Raw genomic sequence first — 16131 nt, forward strand, 5'->3', positions numbered from 1 at the left:
TTGAAAAGGTTTTCATTTAATATGACTTCGCTGCTACAGAATCTTAATAATATTCGTACTCTGCGCGCCACCGCGCGTGAATTCTCGCTGGACGTGCTGGAAGATATGCTCGAAAAGCTGCGCATCGTCACGGAAGAAAAACGTAATGAGCAGGCTGAAGTCGCACAGCAGCGCGCCGAGCAGAGTGAGAAAATTAACGCCCTGCTGGAGAAGATGAAAGCCGATGGTATTTCACCGGAAGATCTGCTGGGTTCCGATCTGCTGAACGCCCCGGCGCAGCCGAAAAAACGCCAGGCGCGTGCGGCAAAATATCGCTTTACCGATGTCGACGGTCAGGAAAAAACCTGGACCGGTCAGGGTCGTACGCCGAAGCCTATTGTTCTGGCACTGGCAGAAGGTAAATCACTGGATGATTTCCTGATTTAATCTGTGCATATCGGGCGGAATAACACCGCCCGGTAGCTTCTGCTTAGCAGACCCCAAAATCACCCTCTTCTTTATACAGCGCCACGTCCGCGGCTTTCAGGGTAAATTTCTCCCCCTGCTCGTTACTCGCCTGCACCGCCACAATCTGATCTTCATGCACTTCGATCACTTTGAGTTTTGGACCGCCCATGCGCGGTTGTACATAATCGCCTACAGAAAACATACTTATCTCCTCATCATTGTTTCGACCCTAACATTAGCCCAGGCGCAGGCCCGGGTACAGCGCCCCGCGCGGATTACTCCTGAATTTCCAGCCTCAACCTGTGTAAAGAGGGTAAAAGAGGGTAAAACTCCACGCGAACGCTGGCAGCCGGGCGTAAACTCGCTACGCTTAAAGGTAAATTTCCTTTTTTAACAATGACCTGACTGCTTGTATGGAGAATTTATGGGTTTCTGGCGTATCGTAATTACTATCCTGCTCCCCCCGCTTGGCGTGCTGATTGGCAAAGGGTTCGGCTGGGCGTTTATCCTCAACATCATCCTGACGCTGCTGGGCTATATCCCCGGCCTTATTCACGCGTTCTGGGTGCAGAGCCGCAGCTAACCCTCCCGCCACAGTAAATCACTGTAGATCCCGGTCAGCACCCCCTGGGGAGCAAACTGCTGTTTGATCCAGCGGGTGACCTGGCCGGTCGCCGCATGCTGCGTGGCGAGCAGCATGCGCGAATCCTGACGCGGATTGTTAATGCGCCGCGTCACCAGCAGCCCGGCCTCCACCGCCTCTCTCGCCATATGCTCCGGTAAAAATCCAATTCCTTCGCCGAGGATCTGACACTGGCACTTGGTATTAAAATCCGGGACCAGGATCGCCTCCTGGCCGTGCAGCAGCCAGCCCACTTTTTTATTGATGGTGTGCGCCGTGTCTTCGACCATGATGTTGGGGTACAGCCGCAGCTGGCTCTCGGCCAGCGGCTCCGGAGCCAGCGCCAGCGGGTGTTCCGGGGCGATGGCAAACACCCAGCGGATCGCGCCAATCTCGGTGTAATCAATCCCGCCGCCGTCGAGCAGGGTGTCCGGGGCACCAATGGCGATATTCGCCTGGTTATTGATGATCGAATCCCAGACGCCGTTGTACACCTCGGTGGTCACCGTGATCTGGCAGGTGGGGAACTGCTTTTTCAGCACCTGCAACAGGCGGGCGGTGTGGCGCGGAGTGTAGAGCAGCTGGTTGATGCAGATCCGCACCCGGGTCTCAATCCCCTGCGAGATAGTGTCGATCCCGCGCTTGATGGCGTGGAAGTCATTCAGCAGATCTATCGCCTTACGGTAGAAGTAGAACCCCGATTCGGTCAGCTCGATGCTGCGGGTGTTACGCACAAACAGTACCACGTCGAGGCCGGTCTCCATCCGTTTGATGGTGTAGCTGATGGCCGAGGTGGTCACCCCCAGCTCGGTGGCGGCCTTGCTGAAGCTGCCAAAACGCGCCGCGGTGGTGAAGGCCAGCAGGTTCTCTTCGGTAAAGATGGAATTCATATTATGGCTCCCGGCACCCATCAGTTTTGAACATATTTTAACAAAGTGGTTACAACGCATTTGACGCCGGTCACAGTTCTGCTAATTTGCTGCGAGCCGCGCGGCACAAGGCCTGCGTAAACATAAGCAGAATGCAATTTAAGGGCTTAAAAAGCGGTAAAACATAAGGAAAAGGTTGCACAGACGCACATTTTGACTCCACTGTTGAATTTACCTCAACAATGAATTGGCTGTCGATGAATCATTTTTAAGCGGATTCTTTTCTGACCAGGCCGTTGCTATGCTCAGTCCATCAGAAAGGAAAACCAGGAGTGTGGATATGTCCAGCAATGAGCTCGTTACTGAATTTCTGCTAGCCGCCGAACAGGGCAATGCCGACGCATTAAAAGCCTGTCTGGAAAAAGGGGTGGATATTAACGCCACCAACCGGCAGAAAAGAACCGCCATTATTATTGCCAGCCTGAATAAACATTATCCCTGCGTCGAGTTACTGATTGCCGCCGGGGCCAATATCGACCAGCAGGATCAGACCTGTTTTAACCCGTTCCTCATCAGCTGCCTGACCAACGATCTCACCCTGCTGCGCCTGGTGCTGCCGGCCAACCCGGATCTCGACAGGCTGACCCGCTTCGGCGGCGTGGGGATCACCCCGGCCAGCGAGAAAGGCCATCTGGAAGTGGTGCAGGCGCTGCTGGCCCACACCGACATCAACGTCAACCACACCAACTTCGTGGGCTGGACGCCGCTGCTGGAAGCCATCGTCCTCAATGACGGCGGTGCCCGCCAGCAGGCGATCGTGAAGCTGCTGCTCGACCACGGCGCCAACCCGCACATGACCGACAAATACGGCAAATCCCCCCTCGAACTGGCGCGGGAAAAAGGCGTCAGCGAGATCGCCGATCTGCTGATCGCCGCCGGCGCGTAATACCCCCGGCCAGCCGTTTCGCGCTGGCCTGAAATAAAAACAGCCTTTTCCATCATGCCTGCGGGCGTGATGTGGCCCCCTTTTGCCCGCATCCAGGAGGACGTTATGCCCACCAAAATCGTTATAAAAAAGAATACTTATTTTGATTCTGTTTCGCTGATGTCGGTTTCCACCAAAGCCAATAAATTACCCGGCGTGGAGCAGGCCTTTGTCGCCATGGCCACCGAAATGAATAAAGGCGTATTAAAAAATCTCGGCCTGCTGACGCCGGAATTAGCGGACGCCAAAAACGGCGACCTGATGATCGTCATTAAAGGCGAGGCCGCCAACGATGAAACCCTGGCCGCCATCGAAGCCCTGTTCACCCGCAAAGAGAGTAGCGGCAGCCACGAAGCGCGTTACGCCACCCTCGCCAGCGCCAAAACCCATCGCCCGGACGCAAACCTGGCGGTGATCTCGGTCAACGGCACCTTTGCCGCCCGCGAAGCGCGCCAGGCCCTGGAGAACGACCTCAACGTGATGCTGTTCTCCGATAACGTCTCCCTCGACGACGAGCTGGCGCTCAAGCAGCTGGCCCACGAGAAAGGACTGCTGATGATGGGGCCGGACTGCGGCACCGCCATTATTAACGGGGCAGGGCTGTGCTTTGCCAACGCGGTGCGTCGCGGGCCGATTGGCATCGTCGGCGCGTCCGGCACCGGCAGCCAGGAGCTGAGCGCGCGCATCCACGAGTTCGGCGGCGGGATCTCCCAGCTGATTGGCACCGGCGGTCGCGATCTGAGTGAAAAAATCGGCGGGCTGATGATGCTCGACGCCATCGCCATGCTGGAGGCGGACGACGCCACCCAGGTCATCGCGCTCATCTCCAAACCCCCTGCGCCTGCGGTGGCCGAGAAAGTGCTGGCCCGCGCCCGCGCCTGCCGTAAACCGGTGGTCGTCTGCTTCCTCGGTCGTAACCAGCCACCGGCCGATGAAGAGGGCCTGCAGTTTGCCCGCGGCACCAAAGAGGCAGCGCTGAAAGCGGTGCTGCTGACCGGCATCAAGAAAGAATCTCTCGATCTGCATCCGCTCAACTGGCCATTGATTGAAGAGGTGCGCGCCCGCCTGACTCCGCAGCAGAAGTACATTCGTGGCCTGTTCTGCGGCGGCACCCTGTGCGACGAAGCGATGTTCGCCGCGCTGGAAAAGTACGACAACGTCTTCAGCAACATTCAGCCGGATCCGACCAAACGTCTGGCGGATATCAACCTCAGCCAGGCCCACACCTTCCTCGACTTTGGTGACGACGACTTCACCAACGGCAAACCGCACCCGATGATCGACCCGACCAACCGCATCAGCCGCCTGCTGCAGGAGGCCCGCGATCCGGAGGTGGGGGTGATCGTCATGGACTTTGTCCTCGGCTTCGGATCGCACGAAGATCCGGTGGGGGTGATGATCGACGCGATCAAAGAGGCGCAGGCGATCGCCCGTGCCGATAACCGTCCGCTGGAGATCCTCGGCTACGTGCTCGGCACCGACCAGGATACCCCGTCCCTGACCCAGCAGTGCCAGCTCCTGACCGATGCGGGCGTGATCTGGGCCAGCAGCAGTACCAATACCGGATTACTGGCACGTGAATTTGTCTGCAAAGGGGAGAAAGCCTGATGACTACCTTATTTAACCAGCCGCTGAACGTCATTAACGTCGGCATCGCCCTGTTTAGCGACGACCTGAAAAAGCAGCACGTCCCGGTTACCCATCTCGACTGGACCCCGCCGGGGCAGGGCAATATGCAGGTGGTGGAAGCCCTGGATCAGCTGGCGGATAAACCGCTGGCGGAGAAAATTGCTGCCGCCAACAAGATTGCCCTGGAGCGCATTATCCAGTCCCACCCGGTGCTGGTGGGCTTCGATCAGGCGATCAACGTCGTGCCGGGCATGACCCGCACCACCATCCTCCACGCCGGTCCGCCGGTGGCCTGGGAAAACATGTGCGGAGCGATGAAAGGCGCGGTCACCGGGGCGCTGGTGTTTGAAGGGCTGGCGACGGATCTGGAGGACGCGGCGCGGCTGGCGGCTTCTGGCGACATTACCTTCTCGCCGTGCCACGAGCACGACTGCGTGGGCTCGATGGCGGGCGTCACCTCGGCGTCGATGTTTATGCACATCGTCGAGAACAAAACCTACGGCAATCGCGCCTTCACCAACCTCAGCGAGCAGATGGCGAAGATCCTGCGCATGGGGGCCAACGACCAGAGCGTGATCGACCGCCTGAACTGGATGCGTGACGTGCTCGGCCCGATGCTGCGCGACGCCATGAACATCATCGGCGAAATCGACCTGCGCCTGATGCTGGCCCAGGCCCTGCACATGGGCGACGAGTGCCACAACCGCAACAACGCCGGCACCACGCTGCTGATCCAGGCCCTGACGCCGGGGCTGATCCAGGCCGGTTATCCGGTAGAGCAGCAGCGCCAGGTGTTCGAATTTGTCGCCAGCAGCGATTACTTCTCCGGCCCGACGTGGATGGCAATGTGCAAAGCCGCGCTGGATGCCGCCCACGGTATCGAGTACAGCACCGTGGTCACCACCATGGCGCGCAACGGCTACGAGTTTGGCTTGCGCGTCTCCGGCCTGCCGGGGCAGTGGTTCACCGGCCCGGCGCAGCAGGTGATTGGCCCGATGTTTGCGGGCTACAAACCGGAAGACTCCGGGCTGGATATCGGCGACAGCGCGATCACTGAAACCTACGGCATCGGCGGCTTTGCGATGGCGACGGCCCCGGCGATTGTCGCCCTGGTGGGCGGCACGGTGGAAGAAGCCATCGACTTCTCGCGGCAGATGCGCGAGATCACCCTCGGTGAAAACCCGAACGTCACCATTCCGCTGCTGTCGTTTATGGGCATTCCGACCGCCATCGATATCACCAAAGTCGCGGGCAGCGGCATTCTGCCGGTGATCAACACCGCCATTGCCCACAAGGACGCAGGGATCGGCATGATTGGGGCGGGCATTGTCCACCCGCCGTTTAGCTGTTTTGAAAAGGCGCTGTTAACCTTCCGCAATCGCTACTTCCTGTAAGGTAAGCATCCATGAAAAGCATGAAACTGGAGTGGAAAAGAGGTGACTGGGCGGCGTACTTCGGGTTAATGACCAACAACCTGACGAACCTGCTGACCATGATGGGGCTGCTCATTTTTGTCGTCGGCATCCCGAAAGAGATTGTTTATGGACGTATTGCGCCGGCCTTCGGGCTGGCGGTGCTGGTGGCGAGCGTCTGCTACGCGTGGTTCGGCCTGCAGATGGCGCGCCAGACCGGGCGTAACGACGTGACCGCACTGCCGTCGGGGCCGAGCGCCCCGTCGATCTTCACCGTGACTTTTCTGGTGCTGATGCCGGTCTATCAGCAGACCGGCGATGCGGATTTCGCCATCCAGATTGGTCTGGTGTGGTGCTTCGTGGAGGCGATGATCCTCGCGGGCGGTTCCTTCCTCGGCGAAACCATCCGCAAGATGATCCCCCGTACCGTGCTGCTGTCGTGCCTCTCCGGTCTGGGTCTGCTGCTGCTGGCGATGAACCCGATGCTGCAGGCGTTCGAAGCGCCGACGGTCTCCTTCATCGTGCTGCTGCTGATCTTTATCAACTGGTTTGGCAAAAAGCCGATTTTCGCCCGCATTCCGACCGGTCTGCTGCTGCTGATCGCCGGTACCGCCCTGGCGTGGATCTCCGGTTTGCAAAGCCCGGAAGCGATCAAGGCCTCGATGTCCTCCTTCGGTTTTAACCCGCCGGAAGTGCATATCGACAGCTTTATGCAGGGGCTGCCGCACGCGCTGCCGTATCTGGCGTCCGCTGTGCCGCTGGGGCTGGCGAACTACATCTTTGACCTCGAGAACATCGAAAGCGCCCACGCGGCAGGGGATGAGTACCCGACCCGCAAGGTGATGCTGGCCAACGGTCTGGCCTCGATGCTCGGCTGCCTGATGGGCAACCCGTTCCCGGTGACGGTCTACGTCGGCCACGCGGGCTGGAAAGCGATGGGGGCCAGCATCGGCTACACGCTGGCCTCCGGCGTGACCATGTTCATCGTGCCGCTGTTCGGGCTGGGAGCGTTTATGCTCGCCATCATCCCGATGACCGCCATCGTGCCGATTCTGGTGTTTATCGGCGTGGTCACCGCCAACCAGGTGGTGAGGGAAACGCCCAAAGTGGAGGTGCCCGTCATCTTTATCTGTCTGTTCCCATGGATCGCCAACTGGGCGCTGACCATGATGAACAGCGTGATGGGGGCGGCGGGCACCAACGCGGCGAAAATCGGCACCGACGTGCTGCACAGCAAAGGGATTTACTACGAAGGGCTGATGCATCTCGGCAACGGCGCACCGCTCGCCAGCATGCTGTGGGGCTGTATCGCCATCTTCGCCATCATCAATAAACCGCTGCGCGGTGCGGTCGCCGCCGCGGTCGGGGCGCTGCTGGCCCTTTTCGGCGTGATCCACGCCCCGGTGGTGGGCTTCGCCGAGGGCAGCTCCCTGACCTTCGTCACCGCCTACCTGATGATGAGCGGCATGTTTGTGGTGAAACACTACCTGGACAGTCGGGAAGCGGCAAGCGCCGCGGCACCTGTTTCTGAAGCCTGATAATGCCTGATGCCCTCACCCTAACCCTCTCCCACAGGGAGAGGGAACCTGAACCCCCTCTCCCTGTGGGAGAGGGTGGGGGTGAGGGCACCAGACCGCACCATTTCGAAAGGAAACAACATGAAAGAACTCATGGTCGTCGCCATCGGCGGCAACAGCATTATCAAAGATAACGCCAGCCAGTCGATTGAGCACCAGGCGCAGGCGGTAAAAGCGGTCGCGGAATCGGTGCTGGAGATGCTGGCCTCCGACTATGACATCGTCCTCACCCACGGCAACGGTCCGCAGGTGGGGCTGGATCTGCGCCGGGCGGAAATTGCCCACGAGCGCGAAGGGCTGCCGCTCACCCCGCTGGCGAACTGCGTGGCCGATACCCAGGGCGGGATTGGCTACCTGATCCAGCAGGCGCTCAACAACCGCCTGGCCGCGCGCGGCGAGCAGAAGGCGGTGACGGTAGTTACTCAGGTTGAAGTCGACAAAAACGACCCCGGCTTTGCCCATCCGACTAAACCCATTGGGGCCTTCTTCAGTGAAGCCCAGCGGGATGAGCTGCAACGCGCCCATCCCGACTGGCATTTCGTCGAGGATTCAGGCCGCGGATACCGCCGGGTGGTGGCCTCGCCGCAGCCGGTGCGTATCGTCGAAGTCGATGCCATCAAGGCCCTGACGCAAAAAGGCTTTGTGGTGATTGGTGCGGGCGGCGGCGGCATTCCGGTGGTGCGTACCGAGCAGGGCGACTACCAGAGCGTGGATGCGGTGATCGACAAAGATCTCTCCACCGCGCTGCTGGCCCGCGAGATCTACGCCAACGTGCTGGTGATCACCACCGGCGTCGAGAAGGTGTGCGTTAACTTCGGCAAGCCCAACCAGCAGGCGCTGGAGACGGTGAACGTGGCGCAGATGACGCGCTACATGGAGGAGGGCCACTTCCCGGCCGGCAGCATGCTGCCGAAAATCGTCGCCAGTCTGGAATTCCTGCACCACGGCGGCCAGCGGGTGATTATCACCTCGCCGGACTGCCTGCCTGCGGCGCTGCGCGGCGAGACCGGCACCCATATTGTGGCTTAACCCCGGTGGGCTTCCCGCCCGCCGCGAGACAGTAAAAGGAAAAGACAATGAGTGAGAATAAAAGCCGCCGGGAGTTTCTCAGCCAGAGCGGCAAAATCGCAACCGCTGCCACCGCCTGCGCGCTGTTTGGCGCTACCGGCTCCGTCGCGTATGCTGCGCAATCCGCGAAGCCAACCTGCGAAACAGGCAAACCGATGAACATCACCGCGACACACTACTATCTGGACAACGTGCTGCTGGAAGCCGGGTTTAATTTCGACGGCGACGTGGCTGTCAGCACCCGCACCGAGCTGAAAACCCTGGAGATCAAGGACGGCAAGATCGCCGCCCTGCGGGATAACAACAGCCACGCCGACGCCACGTTGCCGCACTACGATGGCGGCGGCAAGCTGCTGCTCCCGGCGATGCGCGACATGCATATCCATCTGGATAAAACCTTCTACGGCGGCCCGTGGCGCTCGCTCAACCGCCCGGCGGGCACCACCATTCAGGACATGATCCGTCTGGAGCAAAAGCTGCTCCCGGAATTACAGCCTTACACCCAGGAGCGCGCGGAAAAGTTAATCGATCTGATCCAGTCGAAGGGCTCTACCATCGCCCGCAGCCACTGCAACATCGAGCCGACCTCCGGCCTGAAAAACCTCGAGAATTTACAGGCGGTACTGGCGCGTCGCAAGCCGGGTTTTGACTGCGAGATTGTCGCCTTCCCGCAGCACGGCCTGTTGCTCTCGAACTCGGAAAAGCTGATGCGCGAGGCGATGCAGGCCGGGGCGCACTACGTCGGCGGGCTGGATCCGACCAACGTCGACGGCGCGATGGAGAAATCCCTCGATCTGATGTTCCAGATTGCGCTGGATTATGACAAAGGGGTCGATATTCACCTGCACGAAACCAGCCCCGCAGGCATCGCGGCGGTGAACTACATGGTGCAAACCGTGGAGAAAACGCCGGAGCTGAAGGGCAAGCTGACCATCAGCCACGCCTTTGCGCTGGCGATGATGGACGAAAAGCAGGTGGATGAGATTGCCACCCGCATGGCGGCGCAGCAGATCACCATCGCCTCCACCGTGCCGATTGGCACCCTGCATATGCCGCTCAAGCAGCTGCGGGATAAAGGGGTGTTTGTGATGACCGGCACCGACAGCGTGATCGACCACTGGTCGCCGTATGGCCTGGGCGACATGCTGGAAAAAGCCAATCTGTATGCCCAGCTCTATATCCGGCCGAACGAGCAGACGCTGTCGCGCGCATTGGGGATCGCCACCGGCGACGTGCTGCCGCTAAACGACAAAGGCGAGCGCGTATGGCCGAAAGCCCAGGATGCCGCCAGCTTTGTGCTGGTGGACGCCTCCTGCTCCGCCGAAGCCGTGGCGCGCATTTCCCCGCGCACCGCGACCTTCCATAACGGGAATCTCGTTTGGGGGTCGGTGGAGGTAAAAGCAAAACGGTAACGCCAGTTACCGTTTTTAGTGTTTGCGCCCTCTCCCTGTGGGAGAGGGAGGGGTGAGGGCAACAGGCCGCACTTACCTCAATACCCCACCTTATACACCCGCCCGCTCTGCACTCCTTCCACGCTGCGGCGATAGGCCAGGGCCACGGTCGCGGCGGGTACGCTTTCAAAGCCCGGGAAGAAGCCGTCGTAGGCTTCTGCCGATTCGGTGAGCACCGTCGGGCTAATCAGGTTGATGCGGATCCCGCGCGGCAGTTCGCACGCCGCGGCGCGGACAAAGCCTTCCAGCGCGGCGTTCACCGTAGTGGCATTCACCCCCTGGGCAATCGGCTCGTGGGCCACAATCCCGCTGATCAAGGTGATCGACCCCCCTTCGTTCAGGTAGTGCTGCCCGGTCAGCGCCAGCCGCACCTGGCCCAGCAATTTATCCTGTAGCCCCTGGTTGAACTGGCCGTCAGTCATGGTCGACAGTGGCCCAAAGTGCAGCCCGCCGCTGGCGGAGACAATCGCATCCACCGGGCCGATCTTCTCGAATAGCGCCTGCACGCTGGCCTGCGAGGTGATATCCACCTGATGATCGCCTTTCGTGCGACCCACGCGAATGACCTCATGACGACGACTTAACGCTTCGGTGACTGCCTGACCGACCGTACCGCTGGCACCAATAATGACGATTTTCATAGCCGACTCCTTCTGTTGTGAGTTCTCATTCTTTAATAAATAAAAAGGCAGATAAACTGGGCTAAAGTTAGAACATTGCTAACCAGAGGTTTGTAATATGGATAAGTTTCGCGGCATGGAGACCTTTATCGCGGTGGTGGAGAGCGGCAGCTTCACCGGGGCCGCCGCCCGGCTGGAGATGTCGGCGGTGATGGTCGGGAAGTACATCGCGCACCTGGAAACCCAGCTCGGCACCCGGCTGCTGGAGCGCAATACCCGCCGCCAGAGTCTGACCGACGCCGGACGCGTCTACTTTGACGAGGCAAAGCGGGTCATCGAGCAGGTCGCCATCGCCGAAAGCTCGGTAGAGCGCCTGCGTACCGCGCCCGCGGGCACGCTGCGGGTGACCGCGCCCACCTCGTTCGGCGGCTGCGTGATTGCCCCGCTGACCGCTACCTTTTTGCAGCGTTTCCCGGAGGTGCGCGTCGAGCTGGATCTCACCAACCGGATGGTCGATCTGGTAGAGGAGGGGGTGGACCTGGCGATCCGCATTGGCGACATCCACACCGAGGATCTGGTGGCAAAATATCTCTGCCCGTACCGGATGGTGATCTGCGCCGCGCCGGACTATTTAGCCCGCCACGGCACGCCGCAAACGCCGGACGATCTGGTGGATCACCTCTGCTTGTCCCATACGGTCTGGACCGCGCGCAACGAGTGGCGGCTGCCGGGCGTGGAAGGGGAGGTGCGCTGGAAGCGCGATGCGATTTTGCGCTGTAACGATGGGTATGGCCTGCGGATGGCGGCGATTGCCGGGGCGGGATTGCTGTTACAGCCGGAGGTGCTGGTGGCAGATGAGCTGGCGACCGGCCGGCTTATACGTGTTTTAGAACGTTACACACCACAACCCCGACCGGTGCATCTGTTATGGCGACAGGATCTGCGGCCTTTGCCGAAACTTACGCAATTTATCGCACATATCATGAAACATGCACAAACTGTCCCCTCTCCCTTCCAGGGAGAGGGTTAGGGTGAGGGTGGGTGTCAGAAACGATAACCTACGCCCAGGTTCCAGCCGTCGATTGCGTAATCGTCGCCCAGGTCGGCCGTGGTACCTTCGTAACCGACGTGGATCGCCCACTCAGGCGTTGGATTGAACTGCACGCCCGCGCCGTAGGCGAAAGAGGTCGATTTCTCATTGATGCCGTCGCGCTGGGTGTAGTTGTCGCCGCCGTTCACCCAGGTGGTATGGCCGTCTGCTTTCACGCGGGCCACACCGCCCAGCGCATACAGGGAAACGAAATCATTCAGGCGATACGCCGGGCCAGCCATCAGGGAGTAATATTTCACTTCGATATGGTTTTTAACGGAGTCAGAGAAGAGATAATAATGCTCGTCCTGATCGCCGCTCATATAGGTAAATGAACCCATCAGGCTGACCGGGGAATCCCACTCATAGCGATACTGAACGTTCACGCCGCGAATATTTTTAAAGTCTTCAACGTTACTCTGCGCATAACCCACAGAAACGGTCTGATTATCCGCCAGAGCCGCGCCGCTTGCCAGACCCGCCGCAACCAATACCGCCAGAGATACCTTTTTCATTTTCCGTAATCCTTGTTGTCGTTTTTTTATAGACGAAGCCGGATATATCCCCAGGCCAGGCTGGAGATACGCCACCGCAAATAAACCGATAAAATTGTTGGTTTTTTTGGCAGGGGATGAAAGAGGGAATAATCTTAAAGGCCAGAATAGTCCTGGAATTTTCCTCCCCTATATTGGTAGGGTGTGAAGCTTAGTCGACATATTTAAAGTTGATAACGATCCTGAGCGTTTCAACATCGACCGTTATTTCACAGGCGTGCCAGAACGAGGGTTGTTGTGATGAGACGTTATCAACAAAAAATTTCCTCAGCTCAACCAGGAGATCCAGCAAGTCAGCATTGGCTTGTGCGCCTGCAGTAAACCAGTTTGTCTCACCTGAAGTGCTGTCCACATAATCAAATTCACATTTGCAGTGGTCATTTTCGGGTGACAGCTCAGCGCGCGTGATGATTTTTGCGGCGTTATCGGGCGCTGCGGCTATTAAGACTGCGCCAATATCATTATAAATACTCTGGGAATCGCGCATATTTTTCTATCCTTTATTCCGTCATGGTTGAGCACTTAGTTACATTTTCCCGTGGCGCTTTAAGCGGCATCGGTATGTCCCATTGTTGCGGGCTTCTGCAACGTCCAGGAGTACGGAAAGGCGGTGTGGTTGGTGGAGTCCATATCGGCCACCACGCAACCACTCAGAAAGAAATGATGCCGGGGATGAGATGATTCATTTGTGACCCCTGTATTAATCCCTGTCCATTAACCTTAGCTGGATGTTGCTGCCATCGGGTACGTCTCTTATTTGCAATGCAATATTGGCTCTTGCTTTCATGGCCGCTGTCGATTTTTCTAAATAAAGATTATCTGACTCATACTCTCCACCCGCAACAAAGGGTATTTTGGGAACCAGGCGATATCCCACCGGGATTGGACCATGCTTCTTTTGCCATGCGTTTGCCAGGGGATAGCCTGTCAATACCTCATAGTCTTCAAGTATTTGTCTACACCATTCATTGATATCAGGCGCAAGGTAATCAAAAGAGCCTGTCTCTGGATCGAACGTGTATATGCCATCCTGTTTTATACAAAATTGACCGCCAAAAACATCTTCAGCAAAGAAAAGGGCGTTACGGGCAAGGTTATCGTAACAATCAATCCATAACCTATTGTCATTCCAGGCAATCACGCCGATCTCTTCCCTCACTGTCTCAAAAGGGAAAACATGCAAAGCTGATTCAAAACCATAAAATCCGTTTCTGTTGTTTAATAGATTCATTAAATCATCAATCAGCGGATAATTATGAAAGCCTGAGGGTAGTTTATGCCCCTTACATGATGAAATATCACCACTGCAAACGGATAAAAGTTTTTCTAAAAATAGAGGCATTTTTAGTTCTCATATTTAAAATTAATATTTATTTTAAGTGTTTCAATATCCAGCGTCACTTCACAGCCATGCCATGCAGGGTGGCCGTTGGTCAGATTGTTTTCGATAGAGTAGTTGCAAAGCTAAACCAGATAACGACGCATATCTGTATTCGCCCTTCACCTGTTCTTCGTCCACCTGCTCGGTGGTTTTACCCTGCACCAATACCGCTGCGATGTTGCCCTCAATTATATATAGAGACTATCGTCATAGGGCGCTTCAGCAAGAATTGTTTGAATGTCATTTCGTGCTTCCGATGCCCACATTGGGTTGAAATTCTCCATGATTTCAATGAATTTTGGAAAAGCGATGCGCCGTCCATCCCTCCCTTCAACTCTGTGATCTAACTCATATTGGTAGGCAATCTGATAGGCGAATTCGGACATAACCCAGTAAAGCAGCGTATTCAAAGAGTGAGTGACTTTTCGGGAAAACTCATACCCTCTTTCTGAATAAATATAATTATATGAATCATTTTCGAATGAAATATAGGGAGTGCCATCGCCAACGGGAGCAGAACACAGATTCACTGAATGTTTTGGAAAGCCTGCTCGTAAAATCATCTCATCAGCTTGTCTTTGTATTTCAGCAATATTAACTAACATATTAGCGAACCTCGTGAATAGACTTATTCTTCAAAAGCCATTCTACACAGACGGATTTCCACTGGAACACTAACGTAATCCCAGCGTATCGGGAAGGGCTTTGACAAAGTCGGACTCATCCCCCTGATACGCTTTCGCAATCTCTGCAAAGGCACTGATAATGCTCCCTTTCTCATCTTCCGTTAATAGCTGAAGCTCGGCGGCAATATGTTCCAGCATTTCCACAGCGGCATCTGGATTGAGCGAATGTTCGTCAGAGAATTCAAGAAAAATGGCCATATCAGCGATAACTTTAACAAGATGAGTCAACAGGTTCATAGGTGTATCTCCGGCATTGTCTTACTGATCGTCTACTTACTCAGTGGTTCCTCCTTACTCAACAGGTTTTACCACATACCCTTCAAGAATATGAACATCCTCCACATTACACTCGGGATAGATCCATTTAGCCCAATTGTTGATAACCCAATTCGGCCTTCACCCACTCGTCAGTCACCTGCTCGGTGGTTTTACCCTGGGCCAGCGCTGCGGCGATGTCGTCAGGAGCGTTATTCTCAACAACAATCCCAGTCTGCTGACTGAGATTATTGTTGGCTTATTTACCATCTTCTTTTTTTTGTTGTAATTTTACTTTTATCCAGATACCAAACCCTGCTAACGCACCAGCAGAAACACCTACTTTCAAAGAGTAAAAAACATCCTTTCCCCAATCAAAAAATAAAGAATTAGTTTTAAAAAACACCATTAACCTGCCAAGAAGACAGCCAGCCATCGCTAGAATAAAAATGCAAATTATACAACGTATTATTAACATAATCAGGGTGTTCAAATTACCCCCTGATCATTTTTTAATAGATTTATCAGCTTCATCAAGTGTTCCTTTTGTAGCATTCCCAATGCTGGCATTCGATTTATGATAGCCCCATGTATTCATGATTGTCTGAGCCTTTGACATGGCCTCAGAGTCAGCGTCACGTTTCATGTAATCCTGCCCGGAGAGCAAACCTTTGACCAGTTCTTGCGAAACAGTAGAACCGTATTCCCTCTCCATCTCTGATGCGTAAACACGTAAGTAACCTGCCAATTCAGCCCGTTCATTGCTGCTCATCTGTGATGGATCTTTAGTAAATTTTGCAACCAATGCATCACTGCGTTTGTCAGCATTTTCCAACTTAATAAGCTCACTAGCTGTCGCTAGCGTCTTATCACCGTTCTTAATTTTCTCAACGGCTTTGTCAAGTTTGTCTGAAGATGTAGAACCAAGGAAATTGTTCTCCACCGTCGTTTTACCCGCCTGCGCCCCGCTACGGCAGAAGCAGAGCTGTCGCCCACCAGTCCGCCGGAAAGCCCCGCCGCCAGCGTCGCCAGGGCTGAAACCGTCTGCTTCTGCGTTTCATCCTGCTTATCGGCAGATTTATCGTACATCTCGAGGGCGATCATGCCCACCAGCTCGCCCGTGGCGGCACCACCCGCGAGGGCGGCGCTGAGGTCGCTTCCGGCCAGCCCCTGAACCGCCGCCGCCTGAATTGCCTGCTGGTATTTACCCCCTGTGCCAAAGCCGGAAGCGTTCATCGCCTCGTTATAGGCCGTCTGGTAGATCTGGCCGTTGATGTCTTCAAGGGGCGCGGTTTTGCCCGGGTTGGCTTTTCCCACGCCGCTTTCGCCGCCTGCAGGTCCTGCGCGTTGACGTGGTTCAGCTTCTCTTTCGCCGCGTTGGTGGCGCGAATGCTGCCCTCGGTGCGGGCAATATCGGCCACCTGATTGCCAATCTCGCCGATCAGCTGCGCCTGCTGCAGCCGCTCTTTTGCCTTTTAGCACCTG

The 16131-nt window shown here is 56.5% G+C and carries 18 protein-coding genes and 2 pseudogenes; 9 read left to right on the forward strand and 11 right to left on the reverse strand.

What is annotated here, in order from left to right; translation table 11 throughout:
• Positions 1–21: 21 nt before the first annotated feature.
• Positions 22–426: a DNA-binding protein StpA gene (gene stpA / locus V7Q49_RS21650; protein ID WP_333855071.1), complete on the forward strand. Its 405-nt coding sequence runs from the start codon at positions 22–24 to the stop codon at positions 424–426.
• A gap of 43 nt (positions 427–469) precedes the next feature.
• On the opposite strand, the gene V7Q49_RS21655 is transcribed toward stpA, so the two are convergent.
• Positions 470–649: a hypothetical protein gene (locus V7Q49_RS21655; RefSeq protein WP_333855072.1), complete on the reverse strand. Its 180-nt coding sequence runs from the start codon at positions 647–649 to the stop codon at positions 470–472.
• Between the two features lie 222 nt (positions 650–871).
• Here V7Q49_RS21655 and V7Q49_RS21660 point away from each other — a divergent pair, with 222 nt between their 5' ends.
• Positions 872–1030: a YqaE/Pmp3 family membrane protein gene (locus V7Q49_RS21660; protein WP_333855073.1), complete on the forward strand. Its 159-nt coding sequence runs from the start codon at positions 872–874 to the stop codon at positions 1028–1030.
• On the opposite strand, the gene V7Q49_RS21665 is transcribed toward V7Q49_RS21660, so the two are convergent.
• Entirely contained in the window at positions 1027–1959 is a 933-nt protein-coding gene (locus tag V7Q49_RS21665; protein ID WP_333855074.1) for a LysR substrate-binding domain-containing protein, read from the reverse strand. The genes V7Q49_RS21660 and V7Q49_RS21665 overlap by 4 nt on opposite strands.
• Positions 1960–2278: 319 nt before the next feature.
• Here V7Q49_RS21665 and V7Q49_RS21670 point away from each other — a divergent pair, with 319 nt between their 5' ends.
• From V7Q49_RS21670 to V7Q49_RS21695, 6 genes are all read left to right on the forward strand, one after another.
• Complete coding sequence (locus V7Q49_RS21670; RefSeq protein ID WP_333855076.1) at positions 2279–2884, forward strand: ankyrin repeat domain-containing protein; 606 nt, start codon at positions 2279–2281, stop codon at positions 2882–2884.
• Positions 2885–2989: 105 nt separating this feature from the next.
• On the forward strand, positions 2990–4531 hold the full coding sequence (gene fdrA / locus V7Q49_RS21675) for an acyl-CoA synthetase FdrA (protein ID WP_333855078.1): 1542 nt from the start codon (positions 2990–2992) through the stop codon (positions 4529–4531).
• Positions 4531–5946 carry a DUF1116 domain-containing protein gene (locus V7Q49_RS21680; RefSeq protein WP_333855080.1) on the forward strand — a complete coding sequence of 472 codons (1416 nt, stop codon included), beginning with the start codon at positions 4531–4533 and terminating at the stop codon, positions 5944–5946. The genes fdrA and V7Q49_RS21680 overlap by 1 nt, the downstream gene beginning before the upstream one ends.
• Before the next feature lie 11 nt (positions 5947–5957).
• Positions 5958–7502, forward strand: a complete 1545-nt coding sequence (locus V7Q49_RS21685) for a xanthine permease (protein WP_333855082.1) — start codon at positions 5958–5960, stop codon at positions 7500–7502.
• A gap of 120 nt (positions 7503–7622) precedes the next feature.
• Positions 7623–8570, forward strand: a complete 948-nt coding sequence (locus V7Q49_RS21690) for a carbamate kinase family protein (protein ID WP_333855084.1) — start codon at positions 7623–7625, stop codon at positions 8568–8570.
• Positions 8571–8617: 47 nt separating this feature from the next.
• Positions 8618–10021 carry an amidohydrolase family protein gene (locus tag V7Q49_RS21695; RefSeq protein ID WP_333855086.1) on the forward strand — a complete coding sequence of 468 codons (1404 nt, stop codon included), beginning with the start codon at positions 8618–8620 and terminating at the stop codon, positions 10019–10021.
• A gap of 77 nt (positions 10022–10098) precedes the next feature.
• Here the strand turns inward: V7Q49_RS21695 and V7Q49_RS21700 are convergent, their stop codons facing one another.
• Positions 10099–10701 carry a short chain dehydrogenase gene (locus tag V7Q49_RS21700; protein ID WP_333855088.1) on the reverse strand — a complete coding sequence of 201 codons (603 nt, stop codon included), beginning with the start codon at positions 10699–10701 and terminating at the stop codon, positions 10099–10101.
• Positions 10702–10798: 97 nt separating this feature from the next.
• On the opposite strand from V7Q49_RS21700, the gene V7Q49_RS21705 reads away from it, so the two are divergent.
• Positions 10799–11710, forward strand: a complete 912-nt coding sequence (locus V7Q49_RS21705) for a LysR family transcriptional regulator (RefSeq protein ID WP_333855089.1) — start codon at positions 10799–10801, stop codon at positions 11708–11710.
• 14 nt (positions 11711–11724) lie between these two features.
• Here the strand turns inward: V7Q49_RS21705 and V7Q49_RS21710 are convergent, their stop codons facing one another.
• The 8 genes and pseudogenes from V7Q49_RS21710 to V7Q49_RS21745 form a co-directional block, all read right to left on the reverse strand.
• Positions 11725–12285: an Ail/Lom family outer membrane beta-barrel protein gene (locus tag V7Q49_RS21710; protein WP_333855091.1), complete on the reverse strand. Its 561-nt coding sequence runs from the start codon at positions 12283–12285 to the stop codon at positions 11725–11727.
• Between the two features lie 190 nt (positions 12286–12475).
• The gene (locus tag V7Q49_RS21715; protein WP_333855093.1) at positions 12476–12811 is read right to left on the reverse strand and encodes a hypothetical protein; all 336 of its coding nucleotides are present in this window, start codon (positions 12809–12811) and stop codon (positions 12476–12478) included.
• 213 nt (positions 12812–13024) lie between these two features.
• Complete coding sequence (locus V7Q49_RS21720; RefSeq protein ID WP_333855095.1) at positions 13025–13666, reverse strand: SMI1/KNR4 family protein; 642 nt, start codon at positions 13664–13666, stop codon at positions 13025–13027.
• Positions 13667–13893: 227 nt separating this feature from the next.
• Positions 13894–14310: an Imm63 family immunity protein gene (locus tag V7Q49_RS21725; RefSeq protein WP_333855096.1), complete on the reverse strand. Its 417-nt coding sequence runs from the start codon at positions 14308–14310 to the stop codon at positions 13894–13896.
• A gap of 69 nt (positions 14311–14379) precedes the next feature.
• Positions 14380–14628, reverse strand: a complete 249-nt coding sequence (locus tag V7Q49_RS21730) for a hypothetical protein (RefSeq protein ID WP_333855098.1) — start codon at positions 14626–14628, stop codon at positions 14380–14382.
• 54 nt (positions 14629–14682) lie between these two features.
• Positions 14683–14775: pseudogene (gene imm45 / locus V7Q49_RS21735) on the reverse strand (Imm45 family immunity protein); the annotation flags it as partial.
• A 130-nt stretch (positions 14776–14905) separates the two neighbouring features.
• Entirely contained in the window at positions 14906–15139 is a 234-nt protein-coding gene (locus V7Q49_RS21740) for a hypothetical protein (RefSeq protein ID WP_333855100.1), read from the reverse strand.
• A 12-nt stretch (positions 15140–15151) separates the two neighbouring features.
• Positions 15152–16121, reverse strand: a pseudogene (locus V7Q49_RS21745) (VENN motif pre-toxin domain-containing protein); the annotation flags it as partial.
• Positions 16122–16131: the final 10 nt, after the last annotated feature.

The organism is Leclercia sp. (assembly GCF_036780805.1).
Taxonomy (GTDB): Bacteria; Pseudomonadota; Gammaproteobacteria; order Enterobacterales; family Enterobacteriaceae; genus Enterobacter.

Bases quoted from the DNA above. Each gene is read 5' to 3' on its own strand.
- V7Q49_RS21700 (WP_333855088.1), bottom strand. From the start codon at position 10,701: ATGAAAATCGTCATTATTGGTGCCAGCGGTACGGTCGGTCAGGCAGTC.
- fdrA (WP_333855078.1), top strand. From the start codon at position 2,990: ATGCCCACCAAAATCGTTATAAAAAAGAATACTTATTTTGATTCTGTT.
- V7Q49_RS21725 (WP_333855096.1), bottom strand. From the start codon at position 14,310: ATGTTAGTTAATATTGCTGAAATACAAAGACAAGCTGATGAGATGATT.
- V7Q49_RS21730 (WP_333855098.1), bottom strand. From the start codon at position 14,628: ATGAACCTGTTGACTCATCTTGTTAAAGTTATCGCTGATATGGCCATT.
- V7Q49_RS21685 (WP_333855082.1), top strand. From the start codon at position 5,958: ATGAAAAGCATGAAACTGGAGTGGAAAAGAGGTGACTGGGCGGCGTAC.
- V7Q49_RS21660 (WP_333855073.1), top strand. From the start codon at position 872: ATGGGTTTCTGGCGTATCGTAATTACTATCCTGCTCCCCCCGCTTGGC.
- V7Q49_RS21710 (WP_333855091.1), bottom strand. From the start codon at position 12,285: ATGAAAAAGGTATCTCTGGCGGTATTGGTTGCGGCGGGTCTGGCAAGC.
- V7Q49_RS21690 (WP_333855084.1), top strand. From the start codon at position 7,623: ATGAAAGAACTCATGGTCGTCGCCATCGGCGGCAACAGCATTATCAAA.
- V7Q49_RS21715 (WP_333855093.1), bottom strand. From the start codon at position 12,811: ATGCGCGATTCCCAGAGTATTTATAATGATATTGGCGCAGTCTTAATA.
- V7Q49_RS21665 (WP_333855074.1), bottom strand. From the start codon at position 1,959: ATGAATTCCATCTTTACCGAAGAGAACCTGCTGGCCTTCACCACCGCG.
- V7Q49_RS21670 (WP_333855076.1), top strand. From the start codon at position 2,279: ATGTCCAGCAATGAGCTCGTTACTGAATTTCTGCTAGCCGCCGAACAG.
- stpA (WP_333855071.1), top strand. From the start codon at position 22: ATGACTTCGCTGCTACAGAATCTTAATAATATTCGTACTCTGCGCGCC.
- V7Q49_RS21680 (WP_333855080.1), top strand. From the start codon at position 4,531: ATGACTACCTTATTTAACCAGCCGCTGAACGTCATTAACGTCGGCATC.
- V7Q49_RS21705 (WP_333855089.1), top strand. From the start codon at position 10,799: ATGGATAAGTTTCGCGGCATGGAGACCTTTATCGCGGTGGTGGAGAGC.
- V7Q49_RS21655 (WP_333855072.1), bottom strand. From the start codon at position 649: ATGTTTTCTGTAGGCGATTATGTACAACCGCGCATGGGCGGTCCAAAA.
- V7Q49_RS21695 (WP_333855086.1), top strand. From the start codon at position 8,618: ATGAGTGAGAATAAAAGCCGCCGGGAGTTTCTCAGCCAGAGCGGCAAA.
- V7Q49_RS21720 (WP_333855095.1), bottom strand. From the start codon at position 13,666: ATGCCTCTATTTTTAGAAAAACTTTTATCCGTTTGCAGTGGTGATATT.